This is a genomic window from Rhizobium anhuiense, assembly GCF_003985145.1.
GTDB classification, from domain to species: domain Bacteria; phylum Pseudomonadota; class Alphaproteobacteria; order Rhizobiales; family Rhizobiaceae; genus Rhizobium; species Rhizobium anhuiense.
In genome coordinates this window covers 66345-82398 of sequence record NZ_ML133534.1, presented here as the reverse complement: position 1 = coordinate 82398, position 16054 = coordinate 66345, and the positions used below count along the sequence as shown (strand labels likewise).

14 protein-coding genes are annotated in these 16054 nt (G+C 62.2%); 7 read left to right on the top strand and 7 right to left on the bottom strand.

What is annotated here, in order from left to right; translation table 11 throughout:
• Positions 1 to 83 precede the first annotated feature (83 nt).
• On the bottom strand, positions 84 to 827 hold the full coding sequence (locus EEQ99_RS26785) for an SDR family oxidoreductase (protein WP_047618623.1): 744 nt from the start codon (positions 825 to 827) through the stop codon (positions 84 to 86).
• 119 nt (positions 828 to 946) lie between these two features.
• Between EEQ99_RS26785 and EEQ99_RS26780 the strand changes: the two genes are divergently transcribed.
• From EEQ99_RS26780 to EEQ99_RS26770, 3 genes are read left to right on the top strand one after another with little or no spacing between them, the layout of a single operon-like run.
• Complete coding sequence (locus EEQ99_RS26780; protein ID WP_047618621.1) at positions 947 to 1855, top strand: LysR family transcriptional regulator; 909 nt, start codon at positions 947 to 949, stop codon at positions 1853 to 1855.
• 39 nt (positions 1856 to 1894) lie between these two features.
• Positions 1895 to 2209: a hypothetical protein gene (locus EEQ99_RS26775; RefSeq protein WP_063474380.1), complete on the top strand. Its 315-nt coding sequence runs from the start codon at positions 1895 to 1897 to the stop codon at positions 2207 to 2209.
• 30 nt (positions 2210 to 2239) lie between these two features.
• Positions 2240 to 2857, top strand: coding sequence for a DNA-3-methyladenine glycosylase (locus EEQ99_RS26770; protein WP_047618616.1), 618 nt, complete (start codon positions 2240 to 2242; stop codon positions 2855 to 2857).
• Here EEQ99_RS26770 and EEQ99_RS26765 read toward each other — a convergent pair whose 3' ends face one another.
• Genes EEQ99_RS26765 through EEQ99_RS26755 form a run of 3 tightly spaced genes read right to left on the bottom strand, consistent with a single transcriptional unit; the run spans position 2858 to position 6072 of the window.
• Positions 2858 to 4399: a DHA2 family efflux MFS transporter permease subunit gene (locus EEQ99_RS26765; RefSeq protein WP_127431353.1), complete on the bottom strand. Its 1542-nt coding sequence runs from the start codon at positions 4397 to 4399 to the stop codon at positions 2858 to 2860.
• Positions 4392 to 5615: an HlyD family secretion protein gene (locus EEQ99_RS26760; RefSeq protein ID WP_127431352.1), complete on the bottom strand. Its 1224-nt coding sequence runs from the start codon at positions 5613 to 5615 to the stop codon at positions 4392 to 4394. Before EEQ99_RS26760 ends, EEQ99_RS26765 begins: the two co-directional genes overlap by 8 nt.
• Positions 5608 to 6072, bottom strand: coding sequence for a MarR family winged helix-turn-helix transcriptional regulator (locus EEQ99_RS26755; RefSeq protein WP_127431351.1), 465 nt, complete (start codon positions 6070 to 6072; stop codon positions 5608 to 5610). Before EEQ99_RS26755 ends, EEQ99_RS26760 begins: the two co-directional genes overlap by 8 nt.
• 247 nt (positions 6073 to 6319) lie before the next feature.
• Between EEQ99_RS26755 and EEQ99_RS26750 the strand changes: the two genes are divergently transcribed.
• From EEQ99_RS26750 to EEQ99_RS26740, 3 genes are all read left to right on the top strand, one after another.
• Entirely contained in the window at positions 6320 to 7864 is a 1545-nt protein-coding gene (locus EEQ99_RS26750) for a cation:proton antiporter (RefSeq protein ID WP_063474376.1), read from the top strand.
• Positions 7865 to 8127: 263 nt separating this feature from the next.
• Positions 8128 to 9303, top strand: coding sequence for an efflux RND transporter periplasmic adaptor subunit (locus EEQ99_RS26745; protein WP_048338375.1), 1176 nt, complete (start codon positions 8128 to 8130; stop codon positions 9301 to 9303).
• Positions 9300 to 12488 (top strand): efflux RND transporter permease subunit, encoded by a 3189-nt coding sequence (locus tag EEQ99_RS26740; protein ID WP_063474375.1) that lies wholly within the window; start codon positions 9300 to 9302, stop codon positions 12486 to 12488. The genes EEQ99_RS26745 and EEQ99_RS26740 overlap by 4 nt, the downstream gene beginning before the upstream one ends.
• 37 nt (positions 12489 to 12525) lie before the next feature.
• Here the strand turns inward: EEQ99_RS26740 and EEQ99_RS26735 are convergent, their stop codons facing one another.
• Complete coding sequence (locus EEQ99_RS26735; protein ID WP_174824506.1) at positions 12526 to 13302, bottom strand: metallophosphoesterase family protein; 777 nt, start codon at positions 13300 to 13302, stop codon at positions 12526 to 12528.
• 164 nt (positions 13303 to 13466) lie between these two features.
• Between EEQ99_RS26735 and EEQ99_RS26730 the strand changes: the two genes are divergently transcribed.
• The gene (locus EEQ99_RS26730) at positions 13467 to 14594 is read left to right on the top strand and encodes a monooxygenase (RefSeq protein ID WP_127431350.1); all 1128 of its coding nucleotides are present in this window, start codon (positions 13467 to 13469) and stop codon (positions 14592 to 14594) included.
• Here the strand turns inward: EEQ99_RS26730 and EEQ99_RS26725 are convergent, their stop codons facing one another.
• The gene (locus tag EEQ99_RS26725; RefSeq protein WP_026188508.1) at positions 14595 to 15059 is read right to left on the bottom strand and encodes an RrF2 family transcriptional regulator; all 465 of its coding nucleotides are present in this window, start codon (positions 15057 to 15059) and stop codon (positions 14595 to 14597) included.
• A gap of 174 nt (positions 15060 to 15233) precedes the next feature.
• The gene (locus EEQ99_RS26720; protein WP_047618598.1) at positions 15234 to 16022 is read right to left on the bottom strand and encodes an SDR family NAD(P)-dependent oxidoreductase; all 789 of its coding nucleotides are present in this window, start codon (positions 16020 to 16022) and stop codon (positions 15234 to 15236) included.
• Positions 16023 to 16054 lie beyond the last annotated feature (32 nt).

The following is a 16054-nucleotide window of genomic DNA, read 5'->3' as shown; positions in this document are numbered from 1 at the left end:
CCGCAGGATTGTAAGGAAAAATTCCGCAATCACGTTCACATAATTGCGATGACGGCGGTCTGGAAGCCGCCGCCGGTCTGTCGTCAGATCATCCCGCCATTGGCGCGCAGCGTCTGGCCGTTGATCCAGCCGCCGTCCGGGCCGGCGAGAAAGGCAACCGCAGATGCAATGTCTTCGGGTGTGCCGAGACGTTCCAGCGGGTTCATCTTCGCCATGCGGGCGATGAGTTCGTCCGACTTGCCGCTGAGGAAAAGATCCGTGGCCACAGGGCCGGGCGCGATGGCGTTGACGGTGATGTTGCGGCCGCGCATCTCCTTGGCCATGATCGCCGTCAGTGTTTCGACGGCGGCCTTGGTGGCGGCGTAGACACCGTAGGTTTCGAGCTTCAGACCGACGACCGAGGTCGAGAAGTTGATGACCCGGCCGCCGTTGCGCAGGCGCTTGGCCGCTTCCCTGAGCGTATTGAAGGTACCCTTGAGATTGACGGCGATCTGGCGGTCGAAATTGGCATCGTCAGCCTCGGCAAGCGACGCGAGCATCATGATGCCGGCATTGTTGACGAGCACGTCGACCCCGCCGAAGGCGGTTTCCGCAGCATCGAACATGCGGCGGACGGCCTGCGCCTCGCTGACATCGGCTTTCGCCGTCAGCGCTTTGCCGCCGGCCTGCTCGATCTCCCGGGCCAGTTCCTCGGCCGGAGCCGCATTGCCGGAATAATTGATGACGACGGTGAAACCGTCCCTGGCGAGGCGTCGAGCGACTGCTGCGCCGATGCCGCGGGAAGCACCGGTGATGAGTGCAACCTTGCCGTTTTCGTTGGAAGCCATTGTCCTTCTCCTTCATCCTGCGCCGCAGCGCGTTTTCGATGAGGACAAGATGCGCCTTTCCCAAAAGCGGATAATCGTGCATTCTTCGCCATAACTATCCGGGAATAACGAACAAATAGATGGACAGATTCGATGCCATGCGCGTGTTTTGCCGTGTCGTGGAACGTCGCAGCTTCACGCTTGCCGCCGAAGACACCGGCCTGCCGCGCTCGACCGTTACCGATGCGGTAAAGCAGCTCGAAGCCCGCCTCGGCGTGCGCCTGCTCCAGCGCACGACACGTCATGTCAGTGCGACGCTCGATGGCGAAGCCTATTACCAGCGCTGCCTGTCGATTCTTGCCGATATCGAGGATGCCGAAGGCGCTTTTGCCGGCGCCAAACCGAAGGGCCTGCTGCGCGTCGATGTGCACGGCACGCTTGCCCGCCATTTCCTGCTGCCGAGCCTGCCGTCCTTTCTCGAGACTTATCCAGAGATCGAATTCTACATGAGCGAGGGCGACCGGCTGGTCGATCTGGTGCGCGAAGGCATCGATTGCGTGCTGCGCGTCGGCACGTTGGGCGATAGCGACATGGTCGCCCGGCGCGTCGCCATGCTGGATGAGATCACGCTCGCCTCTCCCCATTATATCGCCACCCATGGCCTGCCGCAGCACCCGGATCGGCTTGCCGGCCACCGCATGGTCGGCTTCCGGTCCAGCAGCACCGGCAGCCTGTTGCCGCTCGAATTCATCGTCGACGGCACGGTGCGTGAGATCACCATTCCCGCCACCGTCGCCGTCAACGCCGCTGAAAGCTATATTTCAGCGGCGAGGATGGGCCTCGGCATGATCCAGATCCCGCGCTATCACGCCGAAAAGGACCTTGCCGAGGGAGCGCTGATCCACGTGCTCAAGGATTTTCCACTGACCCCGACGCCGGTTTCCCTGCTCTACCCTCGCAACCGCCAGCTTTCACCGCGCGTGCGCGTCTTCATCGACTGGCTGGTGAAGGTCTTCGCTCGACAAAATTCCGAAAACGCGCTTCACTAAAATGCGCCCTGCTAATATGCGCGCCCTCGGAGAACGGCCATGGCACTCTACGATATCACCGTCTACCAGACGGAAGACGGTTTCGTCGTCGAATTCGGCGGCGAAGGCGAAGACAGCATTGCCGTGACGCTGCGGAGCACGCCTGAGCTGACCTCGGAAAACGCCGCCATGCGCGCCAAGACCCTGCTCGCAGCAGCCATCGAACCGGCCCATAGCGACGGCGCGCGCAGCAAGGATCCCGCCTTGCTCGAAGAAGAGCTGGAGGAGGGTCTGGAAGATTCCTTCCCGGCGAGTGACCCGGTCTCGGTCACATCGTCGTCGATCCCGATGCGCGATCCGAATGCCGGCCACTGATGCCTTTTGGGATGACGGCAGCCACACTGGATGTTATCTGCGTCTGATATGACCGATGGTGGAACGATATCAGGCGCGATCGGCGCCGGCACGCTCGCCGGCGAAAGCCTCAGGGCATTTTTCGAGCGCGATGCGATCGCCGTCTCCCGCGACCTGCTCGGCTGCCATCTGACCGTGAATGGCGTCGGCGGACGCATCACCGAGACCGAAGCCTATTTCCCCGATGACGAGGCCTCGCACAGCTTCCGCGGCCCGACCAAGCGCAACGGCGCCATGTACGGCAAGCCGGGCAATGTCTATATCTACCGCATCTACGGCATGTACTGGTGCCTGAACTTCGTCTGCCATCCGGGCTCGGCGGCCCTCATCCGCGCCCTGGAGCCGGAAACCGGAATCCCCGTGATGATGGAGCGACGCGGCACCGATGCGCTGACGTCGCTCTGCAGCGGCCCCGGCAAGCTCTGTCAGGCGCTCGGCATCGATATCGAGATCAATGACAGACTGCTCGACCGCCCGCCCTACACACTCACGCCCTCCGCGCCGGTGCCTATAGTTTCGGGAAAACGCATCGGCATTACGAAGAATGCCGAAGTTCCGTGGCGCTTCGGCATTCAGGGATCGCGTTATCTCAGCAAGCCGTTTCGCTGACTATTCCATGACTGCGCTGTGGTCGACGGCGGGCGGCGCCTTCGGCTTGCGTAGCAAGAGCACCAGCGGGATGACCGCAAGCGACATCAGCATCAGTAGCTTGAAATCGTCCATATAGGCGATGATCGTCGACTGCAGCGTGATGATCTCGTTGAGCGAAGCACGCCCCGCCGCCGTTACCGGGCTGAGGCCCTGCGCCGCCACAGCGTTGAAGGCATGGTTGAACGGCGTCACATAGGCCGCGATCGATTCATGGTTGCTCTGCGTGTTCTCGACGATCAGGGCCGAGACGATCGAGATGCCGACCGCCGAACCAATGTTGCGCGACAGATTGTAGAGGCCGGTGCCGTCGCCGCGCATATGGGCCGGCAGCGTCGCGAAAGCGATGGTCGTCAGCGGCACGAAGAGAAAGCCCAGGCCGGCGCCCTGGATGAAGCCGACCGAGACGATCGTCCATTGCGAAACATCGGGCGTCCAGCCGGTCATGTCGTACATCGCCCAGGCGGTTAGGCCGAGACCGAGCACCAGCAGCAAGCGCGTATCGACCTTGCCGATCAGCCGCCCGACAATGAACATGCACAGCATGGTGCCGAGCCCGCGCGGCCCCATGACGATGCCGGCGGTGATGACGGGATAACCCATCAGCGTCTGCAGATAGGGGGTCATCAGCGCCAGCGATGCGAGGTAGGTGACGCCAACCACGAAGATGAAGATCATGCTGACCGTGAAGTTCTGGTCGAGAAACAGCTTCGGATTGACGAAGGATTTTTCTGCGGTCAGCGTGTGCACCAGAAGCAGATAGAATGCGGCGGCGCAGACGATCGCTTCGAGCATGATCTCGCCCGAGGAGAACCAGTCGAGCTGCTCGCCGCGGTCGAGGAAGAGCTGCAGCGCGGCGATGAACAGGCTCATCATCCCGAAGCCGAACCAATCGAGTTTGGCGAGCGCATCCCTCTTCGTTTCCGAAACGAAGATGACGATACCGGCGAAAGCAAGCGCGCCGATCGGCACGTTGATGTAGAACACCCAGCGCCAGCTGATATTGTCGGTCAGCCAGCCGCCGATGACTGGGCCGAGGACCGGTCCGACCATGACCGAGACGCCGAAAAGCGCCATGGCCGAGCCGCGCTCCTCCACGGTATAGATATCGAGAAGGATGCCCTGGGAAAGCGGCACCAGCGATGCGCCGAACAGGCCCTGCAGCAGGCGGAAGGCAACGATCTGGTTCAGCGATTGCGCCAGGCCGCAGAGCACCGAAGCAACCACGAAGCCGGCGATGGCGACGAGCAGCACGCGCTTGCGGCCGAACTTGGCGGCGAGAAAGCCCGATGGCGGCGTCATGATCGCCGCCGCGACGATATAGGAGGTCAAGACCCAGTTGATCTGGTCGGCGGAGGCCGACACGCTGCCCTGGATATAGGGCAGCGCCACGTTGGCGATCGTCGTGTCCAGCGCCTGCATGATGACGGCGAGAATGACGCAGGCCGTGATCGCACCGCGATTGGCAACCGGCGTCGCCGCAGATGCAGAAGCGCTACTCATGATCCCCGCCCTGAGGCCGGCCCAGAAGCTTGTTGACGAAATCAGGCAGGCCGCGGACATGGCCGGTCTCGACATCGACCACCGTGCTCATGCCGACGCGGAGCGGCGGCTTGCCTTCGGTTTCCTGGATGCTGACGCGCATCGGAATGCGCTGCACGACCTTCACCCAGTTGCCCGTGGTATTCTGCGCCGGCAGCAGCGAAAAGCTGGAGCCGGAGGCCGGGCTGATGCTCTCGACCTTGCCCTTCCATCTCACGCCGGGATAGGTGTCGACATAGATCTCGGCCGTCTGGCCGGGCTTGACGTAAGTGAGCTCGGTTTCCTTCGGGCTGGCGGCGATCCAAAGGTGATCGGTGGCAACAAGCGAGAAGGCCTGCTGCGACGCCTGCAGATAGGAGCCGACCTGCAGCGCGTTGACATTGGTGACGATGCCGTCGAACGGCGCCTTGACGACGCTGTGGTCGAGTTCGCGCTGGGCGTTGTCGACATTCGACTTGGCTTGCAGGTAGAGCGGATTCTCCTCGATCGGCTGATCGGCGGAGCCGCCGAGCTGGGCGAGCGTCGTTGCGGCTTCCGCCTTGGCGACGGTAACCTTCTGCTCAGCGGCTTCCAGATTATGCTTGGCTTCGTCATAGGCCGACTGCGTCGCGCTGCCGTTGTTGACGAGGTTTTGCTGCCGATCGAACTGATCCCGATAATAGGGCAGATCGGCTTGCGCCTGCGTGATCTCGGCAAGCGACTGCTGATAGCTGGCCTTGAGATTCATGATCTGGTTGCGCTGCGCGCCGAGCTGCGCCTTGGCGCCATCGAGCGCAATCTTGAAGGAATCCGGCCGCAGGCTGAAGAGCACCTGCCCCGCCTTGACCGCCTCGTTCTCATGCACGTCGATCTGCTCGACGATACCCGAGACATCGGTGGTAAGCCCGACCATGTCGGCCTGAATATAGGCGTTGTCGGTCGACATCACCTGGCCGCCATTGACGTAATAGTAACCGCCGACGACGAGCGCCACCGGCAGCAGGGCGAACAGGATCGGCCGCGTGAGACTGCGCCGGCGGCGGACCTTGTTGCCGCCAGGCGCAGCCACGGCGGCAGCCGGCGCTGAATTGGATGAAGGCGCTTCGGCTACCGTTTCCTGCTGTTTCGCTTCCGTTTCTTCGACAGGAGTCTTGGCATTGGCGTCGGCAACGACGCGGAGGGGGAATTTATCAGCCATCGTTCGTCTCGTTCTCGTCAACCGGGTTCCGGCATGCCTGAACCAGGTTCGTCTTCATTACGGATAGGATGTGGAAAAGCTGCTCGCGCTGCTCGACGGAGACGCCGTCCAACGCTTCTGCGCGGGTGGTGTCGCCGAGCTCACGCATTTCGGCGAGCAGCGGGTGCGCCTCGTCGCGCATGTAGAGCAGCCAGATGCGACGGTCGGTCGGGTGCTGGCGGCGCTCGATCAGCCCGCGTTCGGCGAGCTTGTCGAGAATGCGCACCAGTGTGATCGGTTCGACTTCGAGGATTTCGGCAAGGCCGCCTTGATGAATGCCTTCATTGTTCGAGAGATAGGCAAGCGTCTGCCATTGCGACCGGGTCAGCCCGAGACACTTCGCGCGCTGCTCGAACCGCTTGCGCAGCAGCCGTGCGACGTCGTGGAGAAGGAAGCCAAGGGTCGGAGTGGCGCTCATGAAAACCTGCGATCATTATTTATAAGCATACTTATGATATCGGTACATATATTGAGCATGCACGCCACACAAGAGCTGGGATGCCAGATTCGGAAGCAGCGGCGAAAATGCCGCAGGCCGGCTCAGGCTTGTCCTGCAGTTCTTCCTTTCGCCGGTTGCAGACGCCAGACGGTAGCCGCGGCCTAGCTCCGCCCTAATTCTGCCTGTAGTCGTCGCCTCCGCCGGAGGCGCCGCATTGGGGAGCTCGATGGCGTTCTTCGAAAGCATGCTGACGCTGCTGCTGGTGGCGATCGTCTTTCTGCAATTCTCCAGGAAGTTCCGGATCCCTTATCCGACAATGCTGGCGATCGCTGGCGTCATCGTCGCCGCCGTGCCTTGGGCGCCTGAGGTCGCAATCGATCCCGAGCTTGCGCTGGCGTTGCTGATCGCGCCCGTGCTCTTCGACGCCGCCTATGATCTGCCGCCGAGGACGTTGAGGCACAACTGGCTGCCACTCCTCTCGCTCGCCGCCATCGCCGTGATATTGACGGCCGCCGCCGTCGCCACCGTCAGCGTGACGATCGCCGGCCTGCCGCTTGCCGCGGCCGTCGCACTCGGCGCCATCGTCGCGCCGCCGGATGCGGCGGCGGCGACCGCCATGCTCGACCGCTTCACCCTGCCGCGCCAGACCTATGTGATCCTGAAGGGCGAAAGCCTCCTGAACGACGCCGTCGCGCTCCTGATCTTCAGCGCCGCGGTGGCAGCCGCCGCGAGCCCCGCCTTCTTCGCCGGTGCCCTGGCGGAATTGGCGCTCGCCGTGCCGGGCGGCCTCATCCTCGGTTACCTCATGGGCCGTCTCTACATGGTCGTCGGCCTGAGGCTCGCCGGCACGCTCGGCGGCACCCTGCTTGAATTCGTCGCCACTTTCGGCACGTGGATCATCGCCGAGCGGCTACACTTTTCGGCAATACTGGCGATCGTCGTCTACGCGATGGTCATCGCCCGCTACATGCCCGAGCGGCAGACGGCCCGCCACCGCATCCATTCCTATTCGGTCTGGGAGGCCGCGGTCTTTCTGCTCAACGTGCTGGCCTTCCTGCTGATGGGCCTGCAGGCCCGTCAGATCGTCCTCGACCTCGATCCCGGCCGCCTGGATTTCGCAATCACCTTCGCCACCATGGTTTTCGTCACGGTCATTCTCGTCCGGCTGGCCTGGGTGCTGTTTTATAACCGCGTCATCAACTTTCTTGCCGCGCGCGGGCGCACGAAACAGGCCGTTCCCACCTTCGCGACGAGCCTGCTTGCCGGTTGGTGCGGCATGCGCGGCCTCGTCACGCTGGCCACCGCGCTCGCCCTGCCGATCGACTTCCCCGATCGCGACATCATCCTGCTCAGCGCGCTCGCCGTCGTTCTCGGCACGCTCATCGTCCAGGGCCTGACGCTCGGGCCGCTGATCCGTTTCCTGAAATTCGAACCGGACACCTCCGTGGACCGCGACCTCGCCAGAGCCCGTGTCACGTTGATCGATGCAGCACTTGCCGAACTCGCCGGCGGCGAAGACAAATCCACCCGCATCCTGCGCGACGTGTACACCTCCGAGCGCGAGATCGCCGTGGACGGGAAACATCCGCGCGAGGTCAGCCGGCTCGACAAGCAGCGCCGCAATGTCATCGTTGCGAAGCGCCGCAGACTGGCGGCAATGCGCCGCGCCGGCGAGATCGACGACGATGTCTTTCACATGCTGGAACAGGAACTCGACTGGGCCGAACTCGGCGCCCTGCCGCCGGGCAGAGACGAGATTGTGGAGAGCTGACGCGCTCTGTGAAGTTTTGATGGATTCGAAAATCGTAACCAATTGGCATTTGCAATTTTTCGCCGCTGCCGTTTATAGTCCAATTCCATAGGGTTACGATTTTTCTGATCGACATTGCCTGCCGGCCTTCCTTTCCAAGGGATCGGACGCCGGAGAAATCCCCGGGGGCAGAGGCCTTCGTTCAAAGCAGCAAGACCTGAACAGCATCACTTCATCTTGAGGTTGGCGGCTAGTTAATCGGCTGCCAAGATTGGAGGACTGGTATGACCTACGCGCTTCGACAGATGCTGGTGTTTGGCTCTATCGCCGCATTCATGCCTTTGGCCGCGCTGGCTCAGAGCGCCCCGCCGCCCCCGCCCGTCACCGTCGCCAAGCCTGTTGTGCGCGATGTCGTCGACAGCGACGAATTCATCGGCCGCTTCGAGCCGGTCGACGAAGTCTCCGTTCGCTCGCGCGTCGGTGGGTACCTGCAGGAAATCCATTTCCAGGACGGCGCCTTGGTCAAGCAGGGCGACCTGCTCTTCGTCATCGACCAGAGGCCGTTCGTCACCGCGCTCAATCAGGCAAAGGCCGCACTCGAATCGGCGCAATCCGCCTTGGTCTTTGCCGATGCGCAATATAAGCGCACGCAATCGCTTGCTTCGAGCGGCAGCCAGTCGGCGCAGACGCTGGATGATCGCCGCCGCGAATTCGATTCGGCCGAGGCCAATGTCCGCGGCGCGCAGGCCGCAGCCGATCGCGCTTCTCTCGACATGGAATATACCGAGATCAAGGCGCCGCTCAGCGGCCGCATCGATCGCCGGCTGATTTCGGCCGGCAACCTCGTGCAGACCGACCAGACCGTGCTGACAACAATCGTTTCGCTCGATCCGATCGATTTCTATTTCGACGTCGACGAGCGCCGCCTGTTGAATTTCGCCGACACGGCGCGCAAGCTCGGCAAGGATCTCCAACAGGGCGGCGGCGGTCTGGATGTCTCCGTCACGATCTCGGATCCCAATGCAAAACCATTCAAGGGAAAGCTCGATTTCGCCGAAAACCGGGTCGACAATGAGAGTGGCACCATTCGTCTGCGGGCCCGCTTCCCCAACCCCGATCTCGTCCTTCAGCCCGGCCTCTTCGGCCGCATACAGGTCGAAGCCTCCAACACCTACCAGGCCATTCTCGTTCCCGACGAGGCAATCGGCTCCGACCAGAATGAGCGCGTCGTCTATGTCGTCGCCGAGGACGGCACGGTTTCGACCAAGCCGGTGAGACCCGGACCCCGGCTCTATGGCTACCGCGTCATACGCGAAGGCCTTGACGGGACCGAGACGATCATCGTCAACGGCCTGATCCGCGCCCGGCCGGGTACCAAGATCACACCTCAGATGACCGAACTGCCCAAGGAGCGGCAGGACACTGCGCCCGAAACCGCCGGCGCGGAGAACGGACAATGAGATTTGCTCATTTTTTCGTGGACCGGCCGATCTTTGCGGCCGTCATCTCGATCGTTCTTCTGGTCGTCGGCGGCATTGCCTATACGCAATTGCCGGTATCCCAGTATCCGGAGATAGCGCCGCCAACCATCGTCGTGCGCACGTCATATCCGGGTGCCGATCCGCAGACGATCGCCGATACCGTGTCGACCCCGCTCGAACAGCAGATCAATGGCGTCGAAGACATGCTTTACATGTCGTCCTATTCCAGCGCCGACGGCGCCATGTCGCTGACGATCACCTTCAAGCTCGGCACCGATCTCGACAAGGTGCAGGTGCTCGTTCAGAACCGCGTTTCCATCGCCCTGCCCCGTCTTCCCGAGGAAGTCCAGCGGCTTGGGGTGACCACTGACAAAAGCTCGCCCGATCTGATGATGGTGGTGCATCTGCTGTCGCCGTCGCACCGCTATGACCAGCTTTATGTCTCGAACTACGCCCGCAACCGAATCCGTGACGTTCTCGTTCGCCTTGACGGCGTCGGCGACGTGCAGCTCTTCGGCGAACGCCAGTATTCGATGCGAATCTGGCTGGATCCGGAAAAACTCTCCGCCTACGGGATGACATCCGATGACGTCGTCGCCGCGCTGAGAGACCAGAACGTCCAGGTGTCCGGAGGCAAGATCGGTGCCCCGCCGGTGACCGGCAAGAATGCGTTCGAATATACGGTGCGAACGGATGGACGCTTCTCCGATGTGCGCGAGTTCCGATATGTCATCGTGAAATCGACGACATCGGGCCGGCTCGTGCAGTTGCAGGATGTCGCCCGTATCGAACTCGGCGCGCAGGATTACGTCACCAACAGCTATCTCAACAATGACCCGGCCGTTGCTCTTGGCATCTTCGCCCGGCCGGGAACCAATGCCCTGGACACCGCCCATCAGGTCCAGTCGATCATGAAGGACCTCTCGCAGAATTTCCCGCAGGGCCTGGAATATCGCATCGTCTACGACACGACCGAATTCATCTCGGATTCGATCACCGAGGTCTATAGAACCATCGCCGAGGCGGCCATCCTGGTGGCGATTGTCGTTCTCGTCTTCCTGCAATCCTGGCGAACGGCGATCATTCCGATCATTGCCATCCCTGTATCGCTGATCGGCACCTTCGCCGTCCTGCTGGCCTTCGGCTTCTCGCTCAACATGCTCACCCTGTTCGGCCTCGTGCTCGCGATCGGGATCGTCGTCGACGACGCGATCGTGGTGGTGGAAAATGTCGAGCGCAATCTCGCCCGCGGCATGACGCCAAAACAGGCATCCCACGTCACGATGGACGAAGTCGGAACTGCCGTCGTCGCCATCTCGCTGGTGCTGATTGCCGTATTCGTGCCGACCGCCTTCATTCCCGGCATCTCAGGCCAGTTCTACCGGCAGTTCGCGGTGACGATCGCTGTCACCACGGCAATTTCCGCATTGAATTCGCTGACGCTGTCGCCCGCCCTTGCAGGCATATTGCTGAAAACCCATGACCACGAAACCAGGCGCACGAACGTCGCCACGCGCCTGGGAAGAGGACTTGCAAACGGCTTCAATCGTGGATTCGATCGGCTGAGCTCGGGCTATTCATGGACCGTTCGGCATCTGGTCAGCAGTTGGGTGGGATTGACAGCCGCGATGGCCGCCTTCGTCTGCCTGCTCGGGGCCACCTGGTACATGGGAACGAAAGTTCCCGCCGGCTTCATCCCGACCATGGACCAGGGTTACGCGATCATCGTCATCCAGCTTCCGGACGGCGCCTCGCTTGCGCGTACCGATGCCGTCGTCAGACAGGTGGGCGATATCGCCCGCACCGTGCCCGGCGTCGGCAACGCCGTGCAATTTGCCGGCTTCAGCGGGGCGACATTCACCAATGCTTCGAATGCCGGCGTCGTCTTCGTTCCGTTCAAATCCTTTGCCGAACGTGAAGAAGGCGGAGAGAACGCCAATAAGATCATCGGCGAGCTTTACGGCAAGCTGCAAAGCATCCAGGAAGCCTTCATCATTGCCATCCCGCCGCCATCCGTGCGTGGCGTCGGCAATTCCGGCGGCTTCAAGATGCAGATATCAGATCTCGAAAACGCTGACATGACGCGCGTGCTCGGCCTCGCCCGCCAGATGATGGGTGCGGCGGCGACGACCGAAGGGCTGACGGGCGTCTTTACGACATTCTCCGATGCAAGCCCGCAATACTTCCTGGCGCTCGACCGCGACAAGGCACGCTTCCTGAACGTGCCGATCCCCAATATCTTCAACGCGCTTTCCATCAATCTCGGCGTCGCCTACGTCAACGATTTCAATGCGTTCGGCCGCGTCTACCAGGTCCGCGCCCAGGCCGACCGGCAATATCGCATGGACAGGGAAGACATTCTCGCCCTGAAGGTTCGATCGGCAACCGGCGCGCTGGTTCCGCTTGGAACCTTGATGGACATTCAGGATGCCAGCGGCCCGGCGCTTGTCCAGCGCTACAACATGTACGTCTCGGTGCCGCTTCAGGGCAATCCGACGCCGGGCACGTCGACCGGCGATGCCATCGCCAAGATGGAAGCGCTGGCTGCGAAGATCCTGCCGCAGGGCACGACCTTCGAATGGACGGAACTCGCCTATCAGGAGACCCACACCGGCAACACGGCCATCTACATCTTCGCCCTCTCCGTCGTCTTCGTCTTCCTGGCGCTGGCGGCCCAATATGAAAGCTGGGTTCTGCCGCTCGCGATCATTCTCATCGTCCCGCTTGCGGTGCTCGCGGCGCTGATCGGGGTCTCCCTGCGGGGCATGGACAACAATGTCCTGACGCAGATCGGCCTGATCGTCCTGATCGGTCTTGCGGCCAAAAACGCCATTCTGATCGTCGAGTTCGCCAGGCAGGCGGAAGAGGAAGGCAAGTCGCCGGTGGAAGCGGCCATCGAGGCCAGCCATCTTCGCCTGCGCCCGATCCTGATGACGGCATTCGCCTTCATCTTCGGAGTTCTGCCGCTTGCCATCGCCACCGGCCCCGGCGCCGAAATGCGCCAGTCGCTCGGCACCGCCGTCTTCTCGGGCATGCTCGGTGTGACGATCTTCGGTCTGTTCCTGACGCCGGTCTTCTACGTCGTGCTGCGCGGCTGGCGCCGCAACCGGCCGGCTACGGTAGAACCGGCAAAGACGGAGCCGGTCGATGAAGGGGTCGTCTGAGACGACCCACCCGGCTCTGAAGAAACACGCGCGCAAGTCAGGTCGAAAACAGATGCACCTGGCCCTGCCACAGGCGCGCGACGGTGAGCTTGCCACTGCGATAGGCGCGCGTATCGATATTGAGCCGCCTCGGCCGTATATCGGGTTTGTCGTTCGGCGTATGGCCGTGAACGATGAGTTTCGGTAACGGCACCCGGCTTTCGAGAAATCGCTGGCGGATGAGGACCAGATCCTCGTCCGTCTGCCTGTCGAGCGGCAGTTTCGGATTGATGCCGGCGTGCACGAAAATCACGCTTGGGGTTTCCAGCAGGACAGGCATCGCCCGCATGAAATCGATATGCGTACGCGGCAACGACTGGCGGATGAAGGCATCGAGTTTTGCGCCGGTGGGGAAGACCAGGGGCAGGTGGTCCGGATCGAGCCCATAGGATTTGAGCAGCTCCGCCGACCCCATCTGCATCCAATCGTCATAGGAGATCCAGCCGTCGATATAGTCGAGCATGGCGATTTCGTGATTGCCGGCAAGGCAGATGCGGTCGAATCCATCAGGTGGTGGCTCCATGAGATGGCCGATAACCTGTGCCGATTCCGGGCCGCGGTCGATATAGTCGCCGAGCGTGACGATCAGCTTGCGCCCGGGCAGCCGCGCGCCATCACGCAGGATCGCTTCCTCGGCTTTCACAAGCAGATCGTACCGGCCGTGAATGTCGCCGATCGCATAGGTTGGGATAGCGGCAATATCCAGCGTCAGACGCGGTCTCGGCTGGCGCGCCATTTTCGAAACCTCGCTGTTGCGAGCACGAGAGTCGCTCATCATGTTTCTCAATCAAGGAAGCCCCACTTCACCGTAAGTAGCGTGGAGAACAGGGCAATCAAGCTGGTAAGAAAATTCAAACCATTCGGGTTTTGTAGAAAAACCGGTCTTATCATTCGAGGGCTAATCCCTCACTCCTGTATCCGTCGAGGAAAGAGTGACCGATGGGAACGGTATCGCAGTTTCATGAGAGCTTGAGGCCTCCCGCGCATCGCATCGAAAGCGAAGAGGAGGCGATATCCGCGGCCCGCGACCACGCTGCCGCATTCCGGCACCAGGCGAGCGAACGCGATATCAACCGCATCCTGCCCTTTGCCGAGCTCGATGCGCTGTCGGTATCGGGGCTGACGGCAATCGCCGTACCGCCTGACCATGAAGGGCTCGACGTGTCGAACGCCCTGCTCGCCGAAATCGTTGCGATCATCGCCGAGGGCGACGCCTCGATCGGCGAGGCGTTGGAAAATCATTTTTGCGCACTGGAAACGCTCCGTACCCAGGCCGGCGAGGATTTGAAGGCATCGCTGTTTGCCCGTGTGCTGCTCGGCGACCGCTTCGCCGGCGCCGCCTTTACTGACGAGGCCGAGCTTACGGCCGAAGGCCCGGGCTATCGCCTCAGCGGGCGCACGCGCCAAGTGCCCGGTATTCTGTTCGCCGACTGGATCGCCGCCGCCGCCACCGCTCCGCCCAGCCGCCCGGTGACGCTCTACCTCGCACGCGATGACGAAGGCGTGCAGGTGGTCGACGATTGGGACGGCTTCGGCCAACGCACCAATGGATCGGCGACGGCGCTCGTCGGCACGCTTCATGTCAATGCCGATGCGGTTGCGCCTGCCCCTTCGTCCGGACATTCGACCGGCATCTCGCTCGGCCTGCTGCTCAAGGCCGGCGTCGGCCTCGGCATCGCGCGAGCCGCATGGAGCGACCTGATGACCGCGATCGGCGATCGCAGCACAACGGTTCTTCCCCGGATCGGCGAACGCGCCATCCGCATCGAAGCGACAGCGGCAGCCTTGGAACGGGCTGGCCGCAAGCTCGACATTGCCCAGGTCAATCCTGTCGAGGCAGCGATGGCGGACGCGCATTTCTCCGCCTCGGCGGCGGCGATCCTTGCCGGGGAAACGGCGCTCGACACCGCAAACGCGCTGTTCGAACTTGCAGGGGGAACATCAGCAGGCATCGGGCTCAATCTCGACCGCCATTGGCGGAATGCCCGCATTCACGCGCTTTCGCTGCCGCGGGATAGATTGGTGCATACCGCAGGCGAATACATGTCGAAGGTCGGTGGCGCCTAATCAGCTGGCGGCGGAGATCGGGAACTGTTCCTTAGCGCCTTCGATGCGGCCGCCGTCGGCGACGAATTGCTCGAGGGTCATATTGTCGAGAATGGCGGCGATCGCGTCCCGAACATCGGTCATCGAGCGCCGCACCTGACAGGTCTCAGGATCGGCGCAGTCGTCGCAGGCCTCGTACGCCGTCCGGCTGGCGCAGCGAATCGGTGCTAGGGGCCCGTCGAGCGTGCGGATGACATGGCCGATGCGGATTTCCGAGGCCGGCCGCGACAGCGAATAGCCGCCGCCCGGCCCCTTCTTCGAGCGCAGGATGCCGACATTGCGCAGTTCCAGCAGGATCGTATCGAGGAACTTCTTCGGGATATTGTTGCGGGCCGCGATATCGTTGATGAAGGCAGTCTCGCCCGGCGCCAGCCGCGCCAGATCGACCAGCGCCTTCAGCCCGTATTTTCCCTTTTTCGTCAGCATCGTCGTCGCCTTGTAGAATCGCAGTATTTATCCTGCCAATAGCAGGCAAATAGCGTCAAAAGCGTGAACATACAACAAAATAGCTATTATTTATAGCTTGTATCGGCAACGTCCACAGGCCGGCCCGGCAGTCTTGCGAAAGATCGACTTGCCGAGCCCTGCCGGCGGCCGCCGTCAAATCGTCTTCAGCATGCCGCCATCGACGAAATAGGTCGAGCCGATGCAATAGCTCGCGCGCTCCGAACTCAGGAAGACGAAGACATTCGCCAGTTCCTCCGGCGTGCCGAAGCGTTTGGAGGCGGCGTGTTCGTTGGCGACGCTCTGCAGGTAGCCTTCCCAGTTGCCGCCGGTTTCGGCCGTCAACTGCTTGGCGGTCTTGATCCAGTCGGGCGTCAGGATAAGGCCGGCATTGACGCAGTTGACACGGATATTGTCCTTGATGAGCTCGGTCGACAGTGTCTTCGAAAACATCATCAGCGCCGACTTGCTGACATTGTAGATCGGTTCGTACCACAGCGGCTGAACGGCACAGATCGAGGCGTTGTGCAGGATCACACCACCGCCGCGTTCCTTCATCTGCGGCGCGATGCCGCGCGCAAGCCGCACGGCGGCCATCACATGCAGGTCCCAATAGGCTTGCCACTTCTCGTCCGGCGCCTCCATCACCGTCTCATTCGATCCGGTGCCGGCATTGTTGATGAGGATATCGGCCCCGCCTTTTTCGGCCGCCGCCGCAATGATCGCCTCGGTTCCCCCAGCCGTCGCCACGTCGGCGGCAACAGCGATGGCGTCGACACCGTACTTCTCGGCGATACGGGCGGCTTCCGCCTTGAGCCGATCGCCGCCGCGGGCCGCCAGCACGAGATTGGCGCCCTCAGCCGCCAGCCCCTCGGCGATCGCCAGTCCGATACCGACCGACGCGCCTGTTATGACGGCAGTCTTTCCCTTCAATCCGAGATCCATGTCTTCCTCCGCAACGGCCGGAGATCCCGGCC